The 20,386-nt window shown below is 72.7% G+C and carries 15 protein-coding genes; 10 read left to right on the top strand and 5 right to left on the bottom strand.

Annotation, left to right across the window (positions count from 1 at the left end; genetic code table 11):
• The first annotated feature begins 265 nt into the window (after window positions 1-265).
• From ACLJPL_RS03190 to alc, 5 genes are all read left to right on the top strand, one after another.
• Complete coding sequence (locus ACLJPL_RS03190) at window positions 266-577, top strand: hypothetical protein (protein WP_411079091.1); 312 nt, start codon at window positions 266-268, stop codon at window positions 575-577.
• A complete protein-coding gene (gene malQ / locus ACLJPL_RS03185; protein ID WP_411079090.1) occupies window positions 578-2,806 on the top strand; it encodes a 4-alpha-glucanotransferase in 2,229 nt (742 codons plus the stop codon).
• A 20-nt stretch (window positions 2,807-2,826) separates the two neighbouring features.
• A complete protein-coding gene (locus ACLJPL_RS03180; RefSeq protein ID WP_411079089.1) occupies window positions 2,827-3,057 on the top strand; it encodes a hypothetical protein in 231 nt (76 codons plus the stop codon).
• Window positions 3,058-3,163: 106 nt separating this feature from the next.
• Entirely contained in the window at window positions 3,164-4,075 is a 912-nt protein-coding gene (locus ACLJPL_RS03175; RefSeq protein ID WP_411079088.1) for a LysR family transcriptional regulator, read from the top strand.
• A 64-nt stretch (window positions 4,076-4,139) separates the two neighbouring features.
• Complete coding sequence (gene alc / locus ACLJPL_RS03170) at window positions 4,140-5,294, top strand: allantoicase (RefSeq protein WP_411079087.1); 1,155 nt, start codon at window positions 4,140-4,142, stop codon at window positions 5,292-5,294.
• 156 nt (window positions 5,295-5,450) lie between these two features.
• Here the strand turns inward: alc and pepN (ACLJPL_RS03165) are convergent, their stop codons facing one another.
• A complete protein-coding gene (gene pepN / locus ACLJPL_RS03165) occupies window positions 5,451-8,027 on the bottom strand; it encodes an aminopeptidase N (RefSeq protein WP_411079086.1) in 2,577 nt (858 codons plus the stop codon).
• Window positions 8,028-8,223: 196 nt separating this feature from the next.
• On the opposite strand from pepN (ACLJPL_RS03165), the gene ACLJPL_RS03160 reads away from it, so the two are divergent.
• The gene (locus ACLJPL_RS03160) at window positions 8,224-8,736 is read left to right on the top strand and encodes a DUF1203 domain-containing protein (RefSeq protein ID WP_411079085.1); all 513 of its coding nucleotides are present in this window, start codon (window positions 8,224-8,226) and stop codon (window positions 8,734-8,736) included.
• 130 nt (window positions 8,737-8,866) lie between these two features.
• Here ACLJPL_RS03160 and ACLJPL_RS03155 read toward each other — a convergent pair whose 3' ends face one another.
• A complete protein-coding gene (locus ACLJPL_RS03155) occupies window positions 8,867-9,895 on the bottom strand; it encodes an aspartate-semialdehyde dehydrogenase (RefSeq protein ID WP_411079084.1) in 1,029 nt (342 codons plus the stop codon).
• Between the two features lie 182 nt (window positions 9,896-10,077).
• Here ACLJPL_RS03155 and ACLJPL_RS03150 point away from each other — a divergent pair, with 182 nt between their 5' ends.
• Together ACLJPL_RS03150 and ACLJPL_RS03145 are read left to right on the top strand one after the other, a co-directional pair.
• A complete protein-coding gene (locus ACLJPL_RS03150; protein WP_411079083.1) occupies window positions 10,078-10,605 on the top strand; it encodes a sigma-70 family RNA polymerase sigma factor in 528 nt (175 codons plus the stop codon).
• A gap of 2 nt (window positions 10,606-10,607) precedes the next feature.
• Window positions 10,608-11,390, top strand: coding sequence for a hypothetical protein (locus ACLJPL_RS03145; RefSeq protein WP_411079082.1), 783 nt, complete (start codon window positions 10,608-10,610; stop codon window positions 11,388-11,390).
• A gap of 147 nt (window positions 11,391-11,537) precedes the next feature.
• Here the strand turns inward: ACLJPL_RS03145 and ACLJPL_RS03140 are convergent, their stop codons facing one another.
• The 3 genes from ACLJPL_RS03140 to pepN (ACLJPL_RS03130) all read right to left on the bottom strand — a co-directional run bounded on the left by ACLJPL_RS03140 (window position 11,538) and on the right by pepN (ACLJPL_RS03130) (window position 19,084).
• Complete coding sequence (locus ACLJPL_RS03140; protein WP_411079081.1) at window positions 11,538-14,846, bottom strand: S8 family serine peptidase; 3,309 nt, start codon at window positions 14,844-14,846, stop codon at window positions 11,538-11,540.
• Window positions 14,847-15,168: 322 nt separating this feature from the next.
• On the bottom strand, window positions 15,169-16,275 hold the full coding sequence (locus ACLJPL_RS03135; RefSeq protein ID WP_411079080.1) for a hypothetical protein: 1,107 nt from the start codon (window positions 16,273-16,275) through the stop codon (window positions 15,169-15,171).
• A 196-nt stretch (window positions 16,276-16,471) separates the two neighbouring features.
• Entirely contained in the window at window positions 16,472-19,084 is a 2,613-nt protein-coding gene (gene pepN, locus ACLJPL_RS03130; RefSeq protein WP_411079079.1) for an aminopeptidase N, read from the bottom strand.
• Window positions 19,085-19,253: 169 nt separating this feature from the next.
• Here pepN (ACLJPL_RS03130) and ACLJPL_RS03125 point away from each other — a divergent pair, with 169 nt between their 5' ends.
• Window positions 19,254-19,904: a DsbA family protein gene (locus tag ACLJPL_RS03125; RefSeq protein WP_411079078.1), complete on the top strand. Its 651-nt coding sequence runs from the start codon at window positions 19,254-19,256 to the stop codon at window positions 19,902-19,904.
• A gap of 109 nt (window positions 19,905-20,013) precedes the next feature.
• A complete protein-coding gene (locus ACLJPL_RS03120) occupies window positions 20,014-20,361 on the top strand; it encodes a VOC family protein (protein ID WP_411079077.1) in 348 nt (115 codons plus the stop codon).
• Window positions 20,362-20,386: the final 25 nt, after the last annotated feature.

The raw sequence follows: 20,386 nt of genomic DNA, 5'->3' as shown, positions 1-20,386 counted from the left end.
GCGCGAGGGTGTCAATGCGCGGGGCTGTTCTGCCGGATTTGCCGGGATTGGTGACACCTTCGCGCCCGGTGGGACGGGTGTGGCTGCTGGGAGTGGCCGAAAACGGGCCATACCTGCCGTACGGGGGAACGGAATGTGACCCACGGCACGTTGGGCTCGTTGTCCAGGGCGTACGCCGTAATAACGCGTATGTCACGTCCAGGTCTGCGCACGCGTGGCTTGGGTAGGGCTGCTGTGTCCTGTTCTCCACGGCCAGGAGGCCACCATGCCCGCATCCGCGCAGCTTCTGCTCTCCGCCCTCTCCAAACAGGTACCCGCCCCAGCCGATCCCGCACCGCTCACCAGCGGACTCCCGCTCGCCGACGTCGCCCACCTGATCAGCGGGCCGCCGCTCTCCGACATCTCCCTCCTGCTCGGCGAATCCTCCTACCCCGACGCCGCACCGCTGACCAGCGAGCCCCCGCTCGCCGACGCCACCCCTCTCACGAGCGAGCCTCCGCTCGCCGCCGTCGCCCCTCTGACCAGCGAGCCGACCGCACCCGGTGCGTCGGGGGGCATGGAGTTCCCAGGAGTCTGAATGGGCTTGTCCCGGCTCGCCGCACTGCACGGTGTCGCCACCTCCTACTCCCCGTCCCCGGATGTCACGGTGTCCGTCCCCGACGACACGGTCATCGCCGTGCTCGCCGCGCTGGGCGTGGACGCCGGCACTCCTGAGGACGTACGGAAGTCCCTCGTCGCGGCCCGGTCGCGCTCGCGCCTGCTGCCGTCGACCGTGGTGTTCTGGGCCGGTGAGCCGCTGCCGCCCGCGCTGACGGGCCTGCCGCCCGGCTCGACCGTCACGGTCGAGCCGGAGCGCGCGGGCGGGCCGCCCGCGCCCGCCGTCTCCTGGAAGGTTCCGGAGAACGCCTCGTCCTGGAAGATCACGACGGAGGCCGCCGCCGAGGCGGTGACGGAGGCGGAGAGGACCGGGCCCCGGCCGCCCGCCTCAGCCCCAGCCTCCGCCGCCCCCGCGGGGCCGGCCGGGACGCCCCCCGCCGGATGGACCGAGCCGCCCCACGGCGTCCACCGCCTCCACGTCCGTACGCCCGACCACCACGAGGCCACCGCCACCCTGGTCGTCGCCCCGGCCCGGGTCCCGCAGCCGCCCGAGCGCACCCACGGCTTCCTGGTCCAGCTCTACTCCCTGCTCTCCGCCCGCTCCTGGGGCATGGGCGACCTCGGCGACCTGGCCGACCTCGCCGCCTGGGCCGGACGCACCCTCGACTGCGGGTTCGTCCAGGTCAACCCGTTGCACGCCGCCGTCCCCGGCCGCCCCACCGACCCCTCCCCGTACCGCCCCTCCTCCCGCCGCTTCCCCGACCCGGTGCACCTGCACGTCGAGTCGATCCCGGAGTACGGGCAGGTCCGCGACCGGGCCGTCCTGGACGACCTCCGCCAGGACGCGGCGGCGCTCGGCGAGGCCGTGCTCAACAAGGGCGCGCTGATCGACCGGGACGCCGTCTGGGAGCTGAAGCGGCAGGCCCTGGAGCTCATCGTCCAGGTGCCGCTCACCCCCGGCCGCCGCGCCGCCTACTGCGACTTCCTCGCCGAACAGGGCCAGGCCCTGGAGGACCACGCCCTGTGGTGCGCGCTCGCCGAGGTGCACGGGCCCGACTGGCACACCTGGCCGAAGGCCCTGCGCGACCCCCGCTCCCCGGGGACCGCCCGCGCCCGCTCCGGGCTGCTGGACCGGGTCGACTTCCACTGCCGCCTCGCCTGGCTGACCGCCGCCCAGCTCGCCGCCGCCCAGCGGGCCGCCGAGGACGCCGGGATGGAGATCGGCATCGTCCACGATCTGGCCGTGGGCGTGCACCCGGCGGGGGCCGACACCTGGGCCCAGCAGGACGCCTTCGCCCGGGGCATGTCCGTGGGCGCGCCCCCGGACGCCTTCAACGCGCGCGGCCAGGACTGGGGCCTGCCGCCCTGGCGTCCCGACGTCCTCGCCGCCACCGGTTACGCCGCCTTCCGGGGCCTGCTGCGCGGCCTGCTGGCCCACGCGGGCGCGCTGCGCATCGACCACGTCATGGGCCTGTTCCGGCTCTGGTGGGTGCCGGAGGGCAGCCCGCCCACCGAGGGGACGTACGTCGCCCAGGACGCCGAAGCCATGCTCGCCGTCCTCGTCCTGGAGGCCCACCGGGCCGGCACGGTCGTCGTCGGCGAGGACCTCGGGACCGTCGAGCCCGGCGTCCGCGAGGCGCTGGCCCGGCGCGGGGTGCTCGGCACCTCCGTGCTCTGGTTCGAGCGCGACTGGGACGGCGACGGCCGCCCGCTGGACCCCGGGCAGTGGCGGCGCGACTGCCTGGCCACCGCCACCACCCACGACCTGCCCTCCACCGCCGCCCGGCTGACCGGCGACCATGTGACGCTGCGCCACCGCCTCGGCCTGCTCACCCGCCCCCTGGAGGAGGAGCTCACCGAGGACGTCACCTCCACCGCCGAGTGGCTGGCCCTCCTGGCCCGGCTGCGGATGCTCCCCGAGGGCGACGGCGACGAGGCGGCGGCCGTCCGGGCCGTCCACCGCTTCCTGGCGGCCACCCCCGCCCGCATGGTCGGCGTCTGGCTCCCCGACACGGTGGGCGACCGCCGCCCGCAGAACCTCCCCGGCACCTGGGACCAGTACCCCAACTGGCGACTGCCCATCGCCGACGCCGAGGGCCACCCCGTCACCCTGGAGGAGATCGCCGCCTCGCCCCGGCTCCACGGTCTGCTGGAGGTCCTGCGGCCCCGGAAGGCCCGTACGGCACCCCCGGGCGAGCGCCGCCCCTAGCCGTTCGCTACGTTGGCACCGTGGACAAGAAGAACGCTATGCGCGCCGGCGTCGTTGCGGCCGGGACGACGCTGATGATGCTGCTCATGTCGGCCCCGGCCCTCGCGCTCACGCCCGACGACGGTGACGACCCGGGTCCGGGCCTGAGCGTGATGGAGACCCTCGGTCTCTACGTCATCGCGCCCATCGTCCTGTTCGTGGTGATCACGGGCCTGGTCATGGTCCTGGACAAGTCCAAGAAGCAGGTCTGACCCGCACACGCACGAAGGGTGCGCCGCCGGTGGGAGCTACCGCGCGGCGCACCCCCATGTCCGGCGCGGCGGGGATCCGCCCGCGCCCGGCCGGTAGGTTGCGCCCATGACCGAGTGGGACGTCAAGAAGCTCCGCATCCTGCGCACCCTGCGGGACCGGGGCACGGTGACCGCGACCGCCGAGGCGCTCCTCATGACCCCCTCCGCCGTCTCCCAGCAGCTCACCAACCTGGCCCGGCAGCTCGGCGTCGAACTCCTGGAGCCCCAGGGCCGCCGCGTCCGCCTCACCGACGCCGCCCATCTCGTCCTGCGCCACGCCGAAGCGGTCTTCGCCCAGCTGGAGCGGGCCGACGCCGAGCTCACCGGCTATCTGCGCGGCGAGGCGGGCGAGGTCCGGGTCGGCGCGTTCTCCACCGCCGTGCCCGCCCTCGTCGTCCCCGCCGTGCGCCTGCTGCGCGCCGAGGACCGCCCGGGTCCCGACGTACGCGTACGGGAGGCCGAGGCGGCCCAGGCGTACGAGCTGCTCACCGCCGGGGAGGTGGACCTGGCCCTGTCGCTGGCCGCCCACGCCCCGACCGCCCGCGACCCGCGCTTCTCCCTCTTCCCGCTGCTCGCCGACCCGCTGGACGTGGCGCTCCCGGCCGGCCACCCGCTGGCCGACGCGCCGGCGCTGCGGCTGGCGGACCTGGCCGCCGACCGCTGGATCTTCGGCGGCTCGGGCCCCTGGTCCGAGATCACCACCGCCGCCTGCGAGGCCGCCGGGTTCGTCCCCGAGCAGGCCCACAGCGCCGCCGGGTGGACCGCGATCCTGGCCCTGGTCGAGGCGGGCATGGGCATCGCGCTCGTCCCCCGGATGGCCTCCCGGGAGCAGCGCCGCGAGGGCGTGGTGATGCGGGTCCTGGCGGCCGACCAGCCGCGCCGCCATGTGGTGGCGGCGGTCCGGCACGGGGCGGAGCGGGGTCCGGCGGTGGCCCGGGTGCTCACCGCGCTCACCCGGGCCGCAGCATCGTTCAGCTGAGCTGAACGGTATCTGCGAAAACTTTCGATGGACCTGATGGGTCCGTCGGCGCGAAGGTAGGGGCATGACCTTCGACGCGAACGAGACCGCATTCCAGAACCCCGACACCGACCCCCACGCCAACGACGCCGCGCCCTACGGCGGCGGCGACCCCTACGCCGACTACCGCGAGGCGGGCGACCTCCCCTTCACCGAGCTGGTCGACCTCGCCGACCGCCGCCTCGGCGCGGGCGTGATCGCCGCCAACGACGAGTTCTTCGCCGAGCGCGAGAACCTGCTCCTGCGCGAGCGCGCCGTCTTCGACCCCGAGCACTTCGGGCACAAGGGCAAGATCATGGACGGCTGGGAGACCCGCCGCCGTCGCGGCGCGGACGCCGACCACCCCTTCCCGGCCCCCGAGGACCACGACTGTGCCATCGTCCGGCTCGGCGCGCCCGGCATCGTGCGCGGTCTGATCGTGGACACCGCCCACTTCCGGGGCAACTACCCGCAGCGCGTATCGGTGCAGGCCACCGCCGTCGAGGGGACCCCAGGCCCCGAGGACCTGCTCGCCGACGACGTGAAGTGGGAGGAGATCCTCGCGCCCTCCCCCGTACGCGGTCACGCGGCCAACGCCTTCGAGATCACCGGCGGCCGCCGCTACACCCACCTGCGCCTCTGCCAGCACCCGGACGGGGGCATCGCCCGTCTGCGCGTGCACGGCGAGGTCGTGCCGGACCCGGCCTGGATCGCCGCGCTCGGCACCGTCGACCTGCTCTCGGTCCTCAACGGCGGTACGTACGAGGACGCCTCCGACCGCTTCTACTCCTCGCCCACCCAGATCATCCTGCCGGGCACCTCCCGCAAGATGGACGACGGCTGGGAGAACCGCCGCCGCCGGGTCCGCGACACCAACGACTGGGTCCGCTTCCGCCTCCCCGCCCAGGGCGCGGTCCGCGCGGTCGAGATCGACACCGCCTACCTCAAGGGCAACTCGGCCGGCTGGATCGCCCTCCAGGGCCGCAACGGCGACACCGACGAGTGGTTCGAGATCATCCCCCGCACCCGCCTCCAGCCCGACGCCCTCCACCGCTTCGTGCTGCGCGCCCGGGCCGTCGTCACCCATGTCCGCCTGGACGCCTTCCCCGATGGCGGGGTGGCCCGGATGCGGCTGCACGGCGGCTTCACGGAGTCCGGCACGGCCGAACTGGCCCGCCGCTACGAGGAGTCGGGCGCGTGACCCCGTAACCCCGCCGGCGCCCCACAGTTCCCGCCCGGCGGACGGCTGCGCTCCTGCGCCCGCCCGCCGGGCGGTTTCCACGGCTCCCGCGCCCGTACGCACGGAAGGGGCGCCCCCTCCGCCGCGGCGGAGAGAGCGCCCCCAGAGCCGTGCGCGCTACGCGGTGGCCGCCGCCGCGTCCGCCGCCTGGGCCTTCAGGGCCCGCTCCACGCCCGCCCGCGACTCCGACATCAGCCGGCGCAGGGCCGCGCTCGGCTCGGCCGAGGCCAGCCAGGCGTCGGTGGCGTCCAGCGTCTCCTGCGAGACCTGGAGCGAGGGGTAGAGGCCCACCGCGACCTGCTGGGCCATCTCGTGGCTGCGCGAGTCCCAGACCTCCTTCACCGCGGCGAAGAACTTCTCCGTGTACGGGGCCAGCAGCTCACGCTGGTCCGTCTGGACGAAGCCGCTGATGACCGCTTCCTGGAGCGAGTTGGGCAGCTTGTCGGACTCCACGACCGAGGCCCACGCCTGGGCCTTGGCCTCCTCCGAAGGCTGCGCGGCCCGCGCCGACGCCGCGTGCCGCTCGCCCGCCGCCGTCTTGTCGCGCTCGTACTCGGCGGCGATCTCCTCCTCGTCCAGCAGGCCGACCGCCGCCAGCCGCTGCACGAACGCCCACCGCAGCTCGGTGTCGACGGTCAGGCCCTCGATGGCCTCCGCGCCGTCCAGCAGCGACCGGAGCAGGTCCAGCTGCTGCGGGTTGCGGGCCGTCGCCGCGAAGGCGCGGGCCCACGCCAGCTGGTGGTCGCTGCCCGGCTCCGCCGCCCGCAGGTGCGCGAGCGTGGCGTCCGTCCACTGGTTGAGCGCGGCCTCCCGCGTCTGCGGGGCGGCGTACAGGTCCAGCGCCAGCTTCACCTGGCGGTGCAGCGACTGGACGACGCCGATGTCCGACTCCTTGCCGATGCCGGACAGCACCAGCGACAGGTAGTCGCGGGTGGCCAGCTCGCCGTCGCGGGTCATGTCCCAGGCCGAGGCCCAGCACAGGGCGCGCGGCAGCGACTCGGTGAAGTCGCCCAGGTGCTCGGTGACGACCCGGAGCGACTCCTCGTCCAGGCGGACCTTCGCGTACGACAGGTCGTCGTCGTTGAGCAGGATGACCGCCGGACGGGCCTTGCCCTCCGGGAACGGCACGGTGGTGCGCTCGCCGTCGACGTCCAGCTCGATCCGGTCGGTCCGGACGAGCTTGCCGTTCTCGTCCAGGTCGTACGCGCCGATGGCGATCCGGTGCGGGCGCAGCGTCGGCTCCCCCTTGGCGCCGGCGGGCAGCGCCGGGGCCTCCTGGAGGACGGTGAAGGAGGTGACGCGGCCCTCGGCGTCGGTCTCGATCTCCGGCCGCAGGATGTTGATGCCGGCCGTCTCCAGCCACGCCTTCGACCAGGTCTTCAGGTCACGGCCGGAGGTCTCCTCCAGCGCGCCCAGCAGGTCGCTCAGACGCGTGTTGCCGAAGGCGTGCGCCTTGAAGTACGCCTGCACGCCCTGGAAGAACGCGTCCATGCCGACGTACGCCACGAGCTGCTTGAGCACCGAGGCGCCCTTGGCGTACGTGATCCCGTCGAAGTTGACCAGAACGTCGTCCAGGTCCCGGATGTCCGCCATGATCGGGTGCGTGGAGGGCAGTTGGTCCTGCCGGTACGCCCAGGTCTTCATGGAGTTGGCGAACGTGGTCCAGGAGTGCGGCCACTTCGAGCCCTCGGCGTACGCCTGGCAGGCGATCGAGGTGTAGGTGGCGAACGACTCGTTCAGCCAGAGGTCGTTCCACCACTCCATCGTCACCAGGTCGCCGAACCACATGTGGGCCAGCTCGTGGAGGATGGTCTCGGCCCGCACCTCGTACGCCGCGTCCGTCACCTTGGAGCGGAAGACGTACTGGTCGCGGATGGTGACCGCGCCCGCGTTCTCCATCGCGCCCGCGTTGAACTCCGGGACGAAGAGCTGGTCGTACTTGGCGAACGGGTACGCGTAGTCGAACTTCTCCTGGAACCACGCGAAGCCCTGCCGGGTGACGGCGAAGATGTCCTCCGCGTCCAGGTACTCCGCGAGCGAGGGGCGGCAGTAGATGCCGAGCGGGACGGTCTGGCCGTCCTTCTCGTAGCTGCTGTGCACCGAGTGGTACGGGCCGACGATGAGCGCCGTGATGTACGTGGAGATGCGCGGCGTCGGCTCGAACGTCCAGACGTCGTCCGTCGGCTCCGGCGTCGGCGAGTTCGAGATGACCGTCCAGCCGGCGGGGGCCTTCACCGTGAACTGGAAGGTCGCCTTCAGGTCCGGCTGCTCGAAGGACGCGAACACGCGGCGCGCGTCCGGCACCTCGAACTGGGTGTACAGATAAGCCTGTTCGTCGACCGGGTCGACGAACCGGTGCAGGCCCTCACCGGTGTTGGTGTACGAGCAGTCGGCGACGACCTTCAGCTCGTTGGCCCCCTCGCGCAGGTCCGCCAGCGCGATCCGCGCGTCGCGGAAGACGGCGGCGACGTCCAGCGCCTCGCCGTTGAGCACGACCTCGTGGACGGCGGGGGCGACCAGGTCGATGAAGGACTCCGCACCGGCCTCCGCGGAGTCGAAGCGCACGGTGGTCACGGACCGGTAGGAGCCGCCCTCCTGCGCTCCGGAGAGGTCGAGATCGATCTCGTACGCGTCCACGGTCAGCAGGCGCGCCCGCTCCTGTGCCTCTTCGCGGGTCAGATTCGTGCCAGGCACGCGGTCATCTCCTTGGTGTGCGACTTGATATGCGGCGTTTCCGGCCATCCTTCCATGGGCGGCGCGCCGGGGGGACGCCCGGCGGATCATCCGCCCGCCCCGGTCCGCCGGAAGTCCCGGCACCCTGTCCGAAAGACTCAGCGCGATGTCCGAATTCCGCCGGACGCGGCCGCCCGGCCGGAGCAGGATCGGCCCCATGACCCGTTACGCGCTCCGCTACGAGCCCCGCCCCATCGCCCCCGCCGCCCTCGCCGAACTCCGCGCCACCGACGACGCGGGCCGCCCCTGCGCCCCGTACACCGAGACGGGGACCGGCGCTCCCCTCCGCTGCTGCCTGCGCGGCAGCGAACCGGGGGAGCGCATCGCCCTCGTCTCCTACGCACCGCTGCGCCGCTGGGCGGCGGAGACCGGGGCGACGCCGGGGGCGTACGACGAGCAGGGCCCCGTATTCATCCACGCCGAGGCGTGCGCGGGCCCGGACCCGGAGCGCCCGGCCTACCCGTTCTCGCGCCCCGGCGCACTGCGCACGGTGCGCCGCTACGACGCGCGCGGGCACATCGCCGGCGGCCGGCTGCTGGAGATCCCGGCCGAGGAGGAGAAGGGGTTCGAGGCGGCGTTCGACGAGGCGTTCGCGGACCCGGAGGTGGTGCTGGTGCACGTGCGGGCGGTGGAGTACGGGTGCCTCCACTTCGAGGTGCGGAGGCGCTGAGGATCCCGCTGCCCGTGGTGGCAACCCTTCCAGGTGCTTCTCCAGGCGGGCGATTCCGGTCGGAACACGGAGAGGGGCGGCCACCGGTGCACTCCGGCGGCCGCCCCTTCCGTACGTGTACGGGGGTGGGTCAGCCCTTCAGCTCGGCCGCCACCAGCTCCGCGATCTGCACGGCGTTCAGCGCCGCGCCCTTGCGGAGGTTGTCGTTGGAGACGAACAGCGCGAGGCCGTTGTCCACGGTCTCGTCGACCCGGATGCGGCCCACGAAGGAGGCGTCCTTGCCCGCCGCCTGGAGCGGGGTCGGGATCTCCGAGAGCTCGACGCCCTCGGCGTCCTTCAACAGCTCGTGGGCGCGCTCGACGCCGATCGGGCGGGCGAAGCGGGCGTTGATCTGGAGCGAGTGGCCGGAGAAGACCGGGACCCGGACGCAGGTGCCGGAGACCTTCAGCTCCGGGATCTCCAGGATCTTGCGGGACTCGTTGCGGAGCTTCTGCTCCTCGTCCGTCTCGAACGAACCGTCGTCCACGATCGAGCCCGCCAGCGGCAGCACGTTGAAGGCGATCGGGCGCGCGTAGACGGCCGGTGCGGGGAAGTCCACGGCGTCGCCGTCATGGGCCAGCTTCTCGGACTCGGCGACGACCTTGGACGCCTGGCCGTGCAGCTCGGCGACCCCGGCGACGCCGGAGCCCGACACGGCCTGGTAGGTGGCCACGGTCAGCGCTTCGAGACCGGCCTCGGCGTGCAGCGGGCGCAGCACGGGCATCGCGGCCATCGTGGTGCAGTTCGGGTTGGCGATGATCCCCTTGGGGCGTACGCGGGCCGCGTGCGGGTTGACCTCGGAGACGACGAGCGGGACCTCGGGGTCCTTGCGCCAGGCGGAGGAGTTGTCGATCACCACGGCGCCCTGGGCGGCGACCTTCTCGGCCAGCGCCTTCGAGGTCGCGCCGCCGGCGGAGAACAGCACGATGTCCAGACCGGTGTAGTCGGCCGTGGAGGCGTCCTCGACGGTGACGCCCTCGCCCTTGAAGTCGATCGTGGAACCCGCGGACCGGGCGGACGCGAACAGCCGGAGCTCGTCGACCGGGAAGTTCCGCTCGGCCAGGATCTTGAGCATGACTGTGCCGACCTGACCGGTGGCGCCGACGATTCCGACCTTCACTGGGACTCCTCTGTACGTCTGTACGTCTGTACGTTTACGCGGCCCGTTTACCGCTCCATGATGCGTATGTCCGGGCCCACCTTGTCCAATCCATTGTCCGACCTGCGGAATCGTGCGGCCGGAGCCGAACGTTTCGCCGTCCCTCGGCGTCGGAGGGGAAACATCTTCGGGGGGAGGCAGCCTTGCTGAGAAGGAGAGCGCCGGGTGCGGGGGATCCGCTCGGCCCGGCGCACGTGGACCGGGTCCGGGCGGTGCTGTCCCTGGGCGGGGTCCCGTACGCGGACCTCCAGGACGGCGTGCAGCAGATACGGCTGCGCCTGCTGGAGCGGGCCGCGCGGGGCCAGGAGCCCCCGGCGGACCTCGGGGCCTGGTCGGCGGTGGTCGCCTCGAATCTGGCGGCCGACTGGCACCGGGGGCGCGGCCGCCAGGACCGGGTGGCGGCCCGCCTCGCGGCCCTGGACCCGCCCGGCGGGGCGACGGAGGGCGGCCAGGAGGCGCGGCTGCTGGCCCTCGCGGTCGCGGCCGGGCTCGACGGGCTGCCCGGCCCGCAGCGCCAGGCCCTGGTGCTGCGGTTCTACGCGGATCTCTCGGTCCCGCAGATCGCCTCCGAGCTGGGGATCCCGCAGGGCACGGTCAAGAGCCGGCTGTACGCGGCGGCGCGCACGATGCGGGAGCGGCTGGCGCCGCTGCACGCGGACGGGGTGGTGTGACGATGAACACGGACGACAGGCGCGGCGCGGGCGGCGGGCCCGGCGGCCGGGGTCCCGGGGACGACAGGGGCTTCGGGGACGACGGGGGCTTCGGGGACGGCGGTGGGCCGGACGCGCTGATGGCCGTACTGCTGGGGGAGCCCGCGCCGCCGGGCGACGGCCCGGCCGCGCGCCGGCATGAGGCGGCCCGGCAGGACATGGACGTGCTCGGCGCGCAGGTGCGGCTGATCGGGGACCGGCTGGCGGCGTCGGGCGAGGAGGCGGGGGACCGTCCGGGGGCCGGGGAGGGGGCGGCGTACGGCACGTCCCCGCTCGTCCCCCGGCCGGGCCGCCCCCGCCCGCGCCGGAAGAAGCACCTGGCGCTCGCCGCCTGCGTGCTGCTGGTGGCCGGGCTCGCCGGGGCGGGCATCCTGCGGGCCGTCGCGATCCCCGCCGGTGGGGACGGGGCGGCCAAGCTCACCGAGGAGGGGATCGTGGCGTGCGCGCGCCTCGTCGTGGACGGCACGGTGGTGCGTACGGAGAGCGCCGCGTCGGGCGTGCGGGTGGTGCTGGACGTCGAGCGCTCGCTCAGACCGGAGCGGGGGCCCGACCGGGCCGACTTCCTGGTGCCGGGCGAGGAGGCGGGCTCCTACCGGCCGGGGACCCGGATGACCGTCGTGGTCTCCCGCTTCCCGGACGAGCCCGTCATGGCGTACACGGGGGCCCGGGAGCGGGCGGACGCCTGGGAGCGGCTGTCGGCCGCGCTGCCGGACTCCGGCGGGCTGGAGTGCCCGGGACCGGGCTGACAACGGGCTGGAGCCCGGGACCAACGGGCTGGACCCCGGGACCGGGCTGACGCAGCGGAGGACCGGGGGCTGGCGACGTACAGCGGGGCGGGAGCTCGTGGAGAGCGCCCGCCCCGCTGCTGATCACCGTCGGTCAGGAACGATCCGTTACGGCGTGACCTTCTCGATCACGACGCTGCCGGCGCCCGCCGAGGTGCCCCGGGGGTTGACCAACTGGACCTCACCGAAGAACTGCCGGCCCTCGGGAGCCGCTCCGGCGACCACGACCTCCGCGCCGACCTGCGCCGATGCGCCGTTGACCAGGTTGTAGGTCTTCGAGGCGTCGACCTTCAGTGTGCCGAGCGAGGCCGCGTAGTACACGTCGCGGTAGTCGTACGTGGTCGACCCGGACGGAACCGAGTAGCCCTCGACGACCACCGTGTACGTACCGGCGGCCGGGTTGGCCAGGCTGACCTTCTCCTCGGAGCCGGCGGTGGTGCCGCTGCCGACCTGGGCGCCGCCCCGGAGGACGTACAGGTCGAGGTCGGCGTTGGCGTCCGACGTGCCGCCGATGGCGAAGTCGAGCTTCTCGACGCCCGCACCGATGGTGACGGTGGTCTGCCGGATCTGGCCGGTGGAGATCGACGGCTTGTCGACCTTGGCCGAGCCCAGCGAGCCGCCCTTGAGCTTGCCCTCCAGCGTCCCGGCGTTGTTGGTGACCTTCCAGCTCACCGGGGCCGGGGTGCCGACCTTCGCCTCGGGGATGGTCTGCACCGCCGGGTCGAAGGTCGCGCCGAGCAGCGAGACGTCCAGCTTGAACGGGTTGTCCAGCAGCGGCGACGTACGGCGGGACTCGACCTCGATCTCCCACACGCCGGGGTACGGGTCCTTGTAGGACCGCACGTCCGGGCGGCAGGTGTTGGCCGGGTTCTCGTAGTTCGGGTAGCAGTTGACCGTGGAGGTCGGGTCGACCGGCGTCCCGTACGGGTGCAGGGCGATGAACCGGGTCTGGCTGCCCGAGCGCAGCGCGCTGAGGGCGACCTCGAGGGTCTTGGCGCCCTCCGGCACGTTGACGAAGTACGAGGTGGTGCCGTTGCGCTGCACCGAGCCCGACGACTTGAACGCGTAACCGGGCTTGGTCAGCTCCTGGGCGACGACGACCGTGGACAGGACCTGGTGGTCGATGCCGATGGTCTTGTTGTCGTCCAGCTCCAGGATGGCGCTGTGCACGCCCGCCGTCTTGGCCTTCGCCGTGACCTTCAGCTTCACCGGGGTGTCGAGCGGCAGCGAGACGTACTCGGGGCTGCTCAGCTTGAAGGTGCCGTCGTTGTTCTTCCACGACAGCTTGTGCTGGACGTTGCGGTCCGGGCCCGTGGTGCGGGTGACGGTGATCTCGTAGACCTTCGTCTCGCCGACCTTGAGGCCGCCCTCGCGGTCGTAGAGGCCGGTGCCGAAGCCCGGGTCCTTGAGCGCGAAGTCGATCGCGGTGTCGACCGGGGCCTTCACCTTGTACTCGTGCGCCGGGTTGCCCTTCTTGGTGATGAGCTTCCACGCGCCGACGATGTCGATCAGACCGGAACCCTGGGCGTGCGCGGGCACGTCCTTGATGTGGCTCGCGGAGCTGGTGAGCGCGACCCGCAGGTCGGCCGGGGGCAGCTCCAGGTTCCGCTGCTTCGCGGCGGACAGCAGCAGCGCCGCCGCGCCGGCGGCCTGCGGCGAGGCCATCGAGGTGCCCTGGAGCATCGAGTAGCCGACCGGCAGGGCGTAGCCCGCCTCCTTGACCGGACCGCCCGGGGCCCAGGTCTGGGTGGTGTTGATCGACGCGCCCGGGGCCGAGATGGTCGGCGTGAAGCCGCCGTCCTCACGCGGACCGCGCGAGGAGAAGGGGAGCAGGTCGTACTTCTTGGTGACGTTGGAGCCGTAGTTCGCGGCCCACGTCTCCTTGGAGATCGACGCGCCCACCGAGATGACGTGGTCGGCCAGGGCCGGGTCGCCGATGGTGTTGAGGCCCGGGCCGCTGTTGCCGGCCGAGATGACGAGCTGGACGCCGTAGATGTCGACGAGCCGCTTGTAGAGCTCGGCGCGGGCGTTGTTGCCGTCGTTCAGCGGCGGCAGGCCGCCGATCGACATGTTGACGATGTCGACGCCGCGGTTGACGACGAGGTCGATCATGCCCTCGGTCAGCGCGATGTTGGTGCAGCCGCCGGACCAGGTGCAGGCGCGCGAGGAGACGACCTTGGCGCCGGGCGCCGCGCCGTTCATCTTGCCGCCGAACAGGCCGTTGGCCGCGGTGATGCCCGCGACGTGCGTGCCGTGCGAGCCCTCGATGAGGCCGATGTTGACGTAGTCGGCCCGGGCGCCCGCCGCGTTGTAGACGACGTTCTTCCGGGTCTCGACGACGAACGGAATGCGCTCGACGACCTCGGTGCGCGGGTCGTCCTCACCGAAGTAGGAGACCTGGAACTTCTCCTTGTACGGCTTGAGGACCGTGTCGTCGGAGAAGTCGGCGTTGTCGTTCAGGTCGACGCGGGTGGTGCCGGTGACCGGGTCGTACAGCACGCCCCAGACGTCGGTGGTGTCACCGTCGCGGTTGAGGTCGCCCGCCATGTCGCCGCCGGTGGTGGCCGCCTCGGCGAACGTGGCGAACCGGTAGCTGCCCGCCGGAGCCGAGTAGGTCTTGCCGCCGGCCGTGAACGTCGGGCCGGTCACGGTCTGCGTCATCCGCAGCCAGGTGCCGTCGCCGTCGTTCACCGGGTCGGTCGCGGTGACCCAGTCGACGATCTTGCGCTCGCCGGTGGTGGTCTTCTTCAGCGCCGGGTGACCGAGGTCGACGCCGGAGTCCAGGACGCCGATGGTGATCCCGCGGCCGTCGGCGGTCGGGTTCTTCTCGACGAACTCGACGGCGCCCGTCTCGAAGGACGGGTTGTACGGGTTCGCGGCCGGGGTCTTCTTGCCAGGGGCCGGGTAACTGCCCGTGGCCTTGACCTGCTTGGCCCCCGCGGCCCGGTCGCCCGAGGGCGTCGGGTCGTCCCGCTTGATCTCCTGCTTGAGATCGATGCCGAGGACGGACTTGAGCTTGGACGCCGCCTGGATGGTGGCGTCGGCGGAGCTGGTCGGCACCGTCGCCCGGACGTAGCCGAGCTTGTCGTAGGTCCGGCCCAGCACGGAGCCGTTGACGGCGTCCAGCTGCTCGGTGACCTGCTCGGTCGCCCCCGGGGTGGTGGCGATCATCATCGTGATGTTCTTCTCGCCCTTGGCCTCGGCCGCGGCGAGGATCTCGGCGTCGGCCGTGCCGAGCTTGTCGCCCCGGTCGCTCGTGGCGGCCGGTTTGACGGGGGCCGGGGCCGGGTCCTCGGCGGCGAAGGCCGGGGCGGCGCCGGAGGCGGCGAGTGCGGCCGCCAGACCGGCAGCGGCCGCGATACGGGCCGCTCGTCTCGCCCCGGGTATGGAACTGGGGGATTCCTTGGTCATCAGCATCCCTGTAATTGAAAGAGAGTCCGGAATTCGGTACCGGATGACCGCTCAGCCTGTCGTAAATGACCAGGGTTTGTGGAGAGTTGACGGAGATCAGTCAGGGACATGGCAGAGATCCGCCACGGGGAGCGATACGTCACGCGGGATGAATGAGGCGAAAGGGTACGCCTGAAGCGCCGATGGCGGCCCTGTGGTCCGGACCAGTGGAACCGGCGGCTCCGCGCGCCGCCCGGTGGCCCGACCGGGCACGCGCCCCGCTCGGCGCGGCGGCGCCATCAGGTTCGCGCTCCCTGAGCGCGGCGGCGCCATCGAGTACGCGCCCCCTTCAGCGCGGCAGCACCACCAAGTACGCGGCCGGCTCCAGGTCGTTCGCCGCCATCAGCGCCGTCCGCACCACCGTCGCCTGCTGGTCCACCGCCTCGCGCAGCTTTCTCGGCGTGAGGTGGACGACCGTGACCCCGAGCCGCTCCAGACGGTCCCGCTTGGCGGCGTACGCGGACCACTGCGGGTCCTCCGGCCCCGCCGGGCCCCTGTTCCCGCCCCGGAGCCCCTCGCCCGGCACGCCGAACCGGGGTGCCCGGGTGTCCAGTTCGACCGCCACCGCCTGCTCCGGCCAGTACGCGTCGACCCCACCCAGCTCCGGCCCGCCCGGGAGCCGCAGGTCGACGTTCCACAGCGGTTCCGGCAGCCCGTGCTCCCGCACCATCGCGTACAGCCGCGCCTCCGCGACCGCCCGCCCCTCCGCCAGCAGCGCGTCCACCGCGCCGGCCACGGCGGGCCGCCCCAGCAGCTTCGCCGCGCTCAGCTCCCGCACCACGGCGGCCGGTTCGCTGTGCCCGCCCCGGACGGCTTCGGTCAGCAGCCGCGTCACGTCCTTCGCCCCGCTCAGCCCCGCCACCGCGTCGGCCAGCGCCCGCTCCACCGGGGCGACGGGCACCCCCGCCACCCGTACCGGGTCGGGCAGCGCGGCGGCCCGCACCACCTCCACGTACCGCGTCGAGCGCAGCCGCCGGGTGCGCGGGACCAGGACGTCGACGCGGTGCAGCGCCCCCAGGTCCGGGGCCGTGGCGAAGCCGTGCAGCGCGAGCGCCGCGAGGCCGGTGACCATCGCCTCGCCGAACCCCGCGTCCGAGGGCCCCGGGGGCGTACGCCGGGAGGAGACCGGCGGGCGGCCGGCGTACAACAGCGCGCCGTGCAACCGCTCCTGTCCGCTCGGCGGACCCGGGTGCAGCAGATAGACCCCCGGCAGCAGGTGCTGCCAGGGGCCGCCGGGCAGACAGTGCGCGGACGTCTGCGCGGCGAAGACGCCCCGGGCCCGCAACTGCGCGGCGGACAGCACGCGCTGCGCCACGTCCAAGAGGTCGTCGGCCGGCGGGCGGGGGGCGAGGGAGGGCTGAGGGTACTGGGGGGACCGGGGGGTGTTCTGGGTCATGTCCCGCAGTCTCCCGCCGGCGCAGGGTGCCCTAACCCCTGTTACACGCCCGTCGACAATTCAGGACAACGCCGCCCTAAAGTACGCGCGTTCGAGAACCGAAATGGGCCGTCGCGCCGGGATTGAGGGCGGGCGCGCGAGGCGGGTGTGCGAGCGCCGCTCGCACACCACACCCCGCGCGCCCCCTTGCCCCGGGTCAGGCGCTCGCGTCGCGCTCCTGCCCGCGCAGCCCCCGAGCCAGGTCGTCCCGGGCCTCGATGACCAGTCGGCGCAGCGCCGGAGCCGCGTCCGCGTGGCCGGTCAGCCAGGCGTCGGTCGCCGCGAGGGTGTGCGGGCCGTCCTGGAGGCCGGGGAACAGGCCCTTCACCACATGCATGCCGATCTGGATGGACCGCTCGGCCCAGATCCGCTCGATCGCCGCGAAGTACCGGTCCGCGTACGGGGCCAGCAACTCGCGCTGCGAGGGCTGCCCGAAGCCCGAGATCGTCGCCTCGACCAGGGCGTTGGACAGCTTGTCCGACTCCACCAGGGCCGCCCACGCCTGCGCCTTGACCGCCTCCGAGGGACGCGAGGCCAGGCACCGCACGTGGTGGCGCTTGCCGGACGCGGTGTCGTCCCGGGCCAGTTCGGCGTCGATGGCCGCCTCGTTCGCCGCCCCGTGCGAGGCGAGCGGGGAGAGGAACGCCCAGCGCAGTTCCTGGTCGACGTCGAGGCCGTCGATCCGGGCGGTGCCGTCCAGCAGCCCGTCCAGCAGCCGGAAGTCCTCCTCGGAGCCCGCGACGGCCGCGAAGAAGCGGGCCCACGTCAACTGGTGCTGGCTGCCCGGCTCGGCCGCCCGCAGCTCGCGCAGCGCGCCCTCGGCCAGCGCCCGGCCGCCCTCCTCGCGCCAGGTGGGGGCCGCGTAGTGCACCAGCGCCGACTGCGTCCAGGCGTGCAGCATCTGGAGGACGCCGATGTCGCTCTCCCGCCCGGCGTGCGCCAGCACCAGGGCGACGAAGTCGCGGGCCGGCAGAACCGCGTCCCGGGTCAGGTTCCACAGGGCCGACCAGCACAGGGCGCGGGCCAGCGGGTCGGTGATGTCGCCCAGGTGCTCGCGGAGGGTGGCGAGGGACCCCTCGTCGAAACGGACCTTGCAGTACGTGAGGTCGTCGTCGTTGACCAGGATCAGATCGGGCTTCTCGGCCCCGGCCAGCTCCTTGACCACCGTCCGCTCCCCGGCCACGTCCACCTCGGCGCGGGCGTAGCGCGTCAGCTCCCCCTGGGGCGTACGCCGGTACAGGCCGACCGCGACCCGGTGCGGGCGCAGCTCCGGGTGGGAGGCGGCGGCCTCCTGGACCACGACCAGCTCGGTCAGGGTCCCGGCCCCGTCGTACGCGGCGACGGGCGTGAGCACGTTGACCCCGGCCGTCTGGAGCCAGGAGCGCGACCAGGCCGTCATGTCACGGCCGGAGGTCTCGGCGAGCACCGAAAGAAGGTCGCCCAGGCGCGTGTTGCCGTACGCGTGGCTCTTGAAGTAGCGCCGCGCACCTTCGAGGAAGGCGTCGCGACCCACGTACGCGACGAGCTGCTTCAGTACGGAGGCGCCCTTGGAATACGTGATGCCGTCGAAGTTCAGCTTGGCGTCCTCCAGGTCACGGATGTCGGCCGTGATGGGATGCGTGGAGGGCAGCTGGTCGGCGCGGTAGGCCCACGCCTTGCGGTTGTTGGCGAAGGTGATCCAGCCGTTGGTGAAGCGGGTCGCCTCGACCATCGAGAAGGAGCCCATGAAGTCCGCGAAGGACTCCTTCAGCCACAGGTCGTCCCACCACTCCATGGTGACGAGGTCCCCGAACCACATGTGCGCCATCTCGTGCAGGATGACGTTGGCGCGCCGCTCGTAGGCCGCCGAGGTGACCTTGCCGCGGTAGATGTACTCCTCGCGGAAGGTGACCATGCCCGGGTTCTCCATGGCACCGAGGTTGTACTCGGGGACGAACGCCTGGTCGTACTTCCCGAAGGGGTACGGATAGTCGAAGTGGTCGTGGAAGAAGTCCAGGCCCTGCTTGGTGATCAGGAAGACGTCGTCCGCGTCGAAGTGCTTGGCGAGCCCCTTGCGGCACATCGCGCCGAGCGGGATCTCCAGCGTCGAGCCGTCGTCGAACGTACGGCTGTAGTGGTCGGTCACATAGTGGTACGGGCCGGCGACGACGGCCGTGATGTACGTGGAGATCGGCTTGGTCTCCGCGAACCGCCACACCCCGCCCTCGTGCGACTCCTCGGCCCCGTTGGACCAGACCCGCCAGCCCTCGGGCGCGGTGACCTGGAAGCGGTAGGGGGCCTTCAGGTCGGGCTGTTCGAAGTTGGCGAAGACGCGGCGGGCGTCGGCCGGCTCGTACTGCGTGTAGAGGTAGACCTCGCCGTCCTCCGGGTCGACGAAGCGGTGCATGCCCTCGCCGGTCCTGCTGTACGCGCACCGGGCGTCGACCACGAGGACGTTCTCGCCCTCCAGGAGCCCGTCCAGCGCCACCCGGACCCCGTCGAACACGAGGGCGGGGTCGAGGGACTTCCCGTTCAGCGTCACCGCGTCGACGGCCGGGGCCACCAGGTCGGCGAAGGTGGACGCGCCGGCGCGGGCGGAACGGAACCGGATCGTGGTCAGCGAGCGGAACGTCCGCGGACCGGCGGTCCCGTCGTCCCCCTCCGCGCTCCCGTCGGCCCCCTGGTGCTCGCCCACCGCGGAACGGAGGTCGAGCTCGACCTCGTAACCGTCGACGGCCAGCAGCTCGGCCCTCTTCTGGGCCTCGTCGCGGGACAGGTTTTCACCGGGCACGGGCACTCCTTCGTGACGCGCGTCATGTGTCGTGTTCGAACCCATTGATCCTTGCACGCGTCTCCGGAGACCGGTATCGGGTTCCGGCCGCGGCGGCCCGGCCGGGAATGGGAGGCCCCGCGGGGGTGTTCTGGACCACAGCAGCGACAGGCCATTCCTGAGGAGAGAGATGTCCCAGAACACCCCCGCGAACGGCAAGACCCCGGCCGACTTCTGGTTCGACCCCCTCTGCCCGTGGGCGTGGATGACCTCCCGGTGGATCCTGGAGGTGGAGAAGGTCCGCGACATCGAGGTCCGCTGGCACGTGATGAGCCTCGCCGTCCTCAACGAGGACAAGCTGGACGACGTCCCCGAGGAGTACCGCGAGATGCTGGCGACCAAGGCGTGGGGCCCGGTCCGGGTCGTCACCGCCGCCCAGCAGCTGCACGGCGACGACGTCGTCGGCCCGCTCTACACGGCGCTCGGCACCCGCTTCCACAACAACGAAGAGGGCCCCACCCGCGAGGCGATCGCCGGCGCCCTGAAGGACGTCGGCCTGCCCGAGGACCTGCTGGAGTACGCCGACAAGGACACGTACGACACCGAGCTGCGCGCCTCCCACAACGAGGGCATCGACAAGGTCGGCCAGGAGGTCGGCACCCCGGTCGTCGCGGTCCCCGGCGCGGACGGCGAGCAGGTCGCCTTCTTCGGCCCCGTCGTCACCCCCGCCCCCAAGGGCGAGGACGCGGCGAAGCTCTGGGACGGCACGCTGCTGGTCGCCTCCATCCCGGGCTTCTACGAGATCAAGCGGACCCGCACGCAGGGCCCGATCTTCGACTGAGGGCCCTTTCCGGCGGCCGCGGGCCGGGAGCACGCGCGTGCTCCCGGCCCGTCGTCGGTGGCGGGTCGCGCAGCGCCCGTTGTCAGTGGTGGACCGTACGGTGAGGACCATGCGAATCTCACCGGAGATGATCACGATCGACTGTCCCGACCCGCAGACGCTCGCCGCCTGGTGGGCCACGGCGCTGGGAGTGGACGACACGCGGGACTACGGCGAGTTCGTCATCGTCCCCGCCACGCCGCTGGTCCTCGGCTTCCAGCGGGTGCCCGAGCCCAAGTCCGTCAAGAACCGGCTGCACATCGACTTCGCGTCGCCCGACCGCCCGGCGGACGTGGAGCGCCTGGTGGGGCTGGGGGCGACGGTGATCGGCGAGCACTCCATTCACGGGCTCGTCTGGAACGTCCTCCAGGACCCGCAGGGCAACGAGTTCTGCGTGGCCGACGAGGGCACGCAGTGACCGGTCACCCCGCCCGGCCCTGAAC

It is taken from the genome of Streptomyces sp. cmx-18-6, assembly GCF_046548915.1.
In the GTDB taxonomy this organism is placed as follows: domain Bacteria; phylum Actinomycetota; class Actinomycetes; order Streptomycetales; family Streptomycetaceae; genus Streptomyces.
Note: the sequence above shows the minus strand (reverse complement) of the source record. Positions and strands in the feature narration are given on the sequence as shown.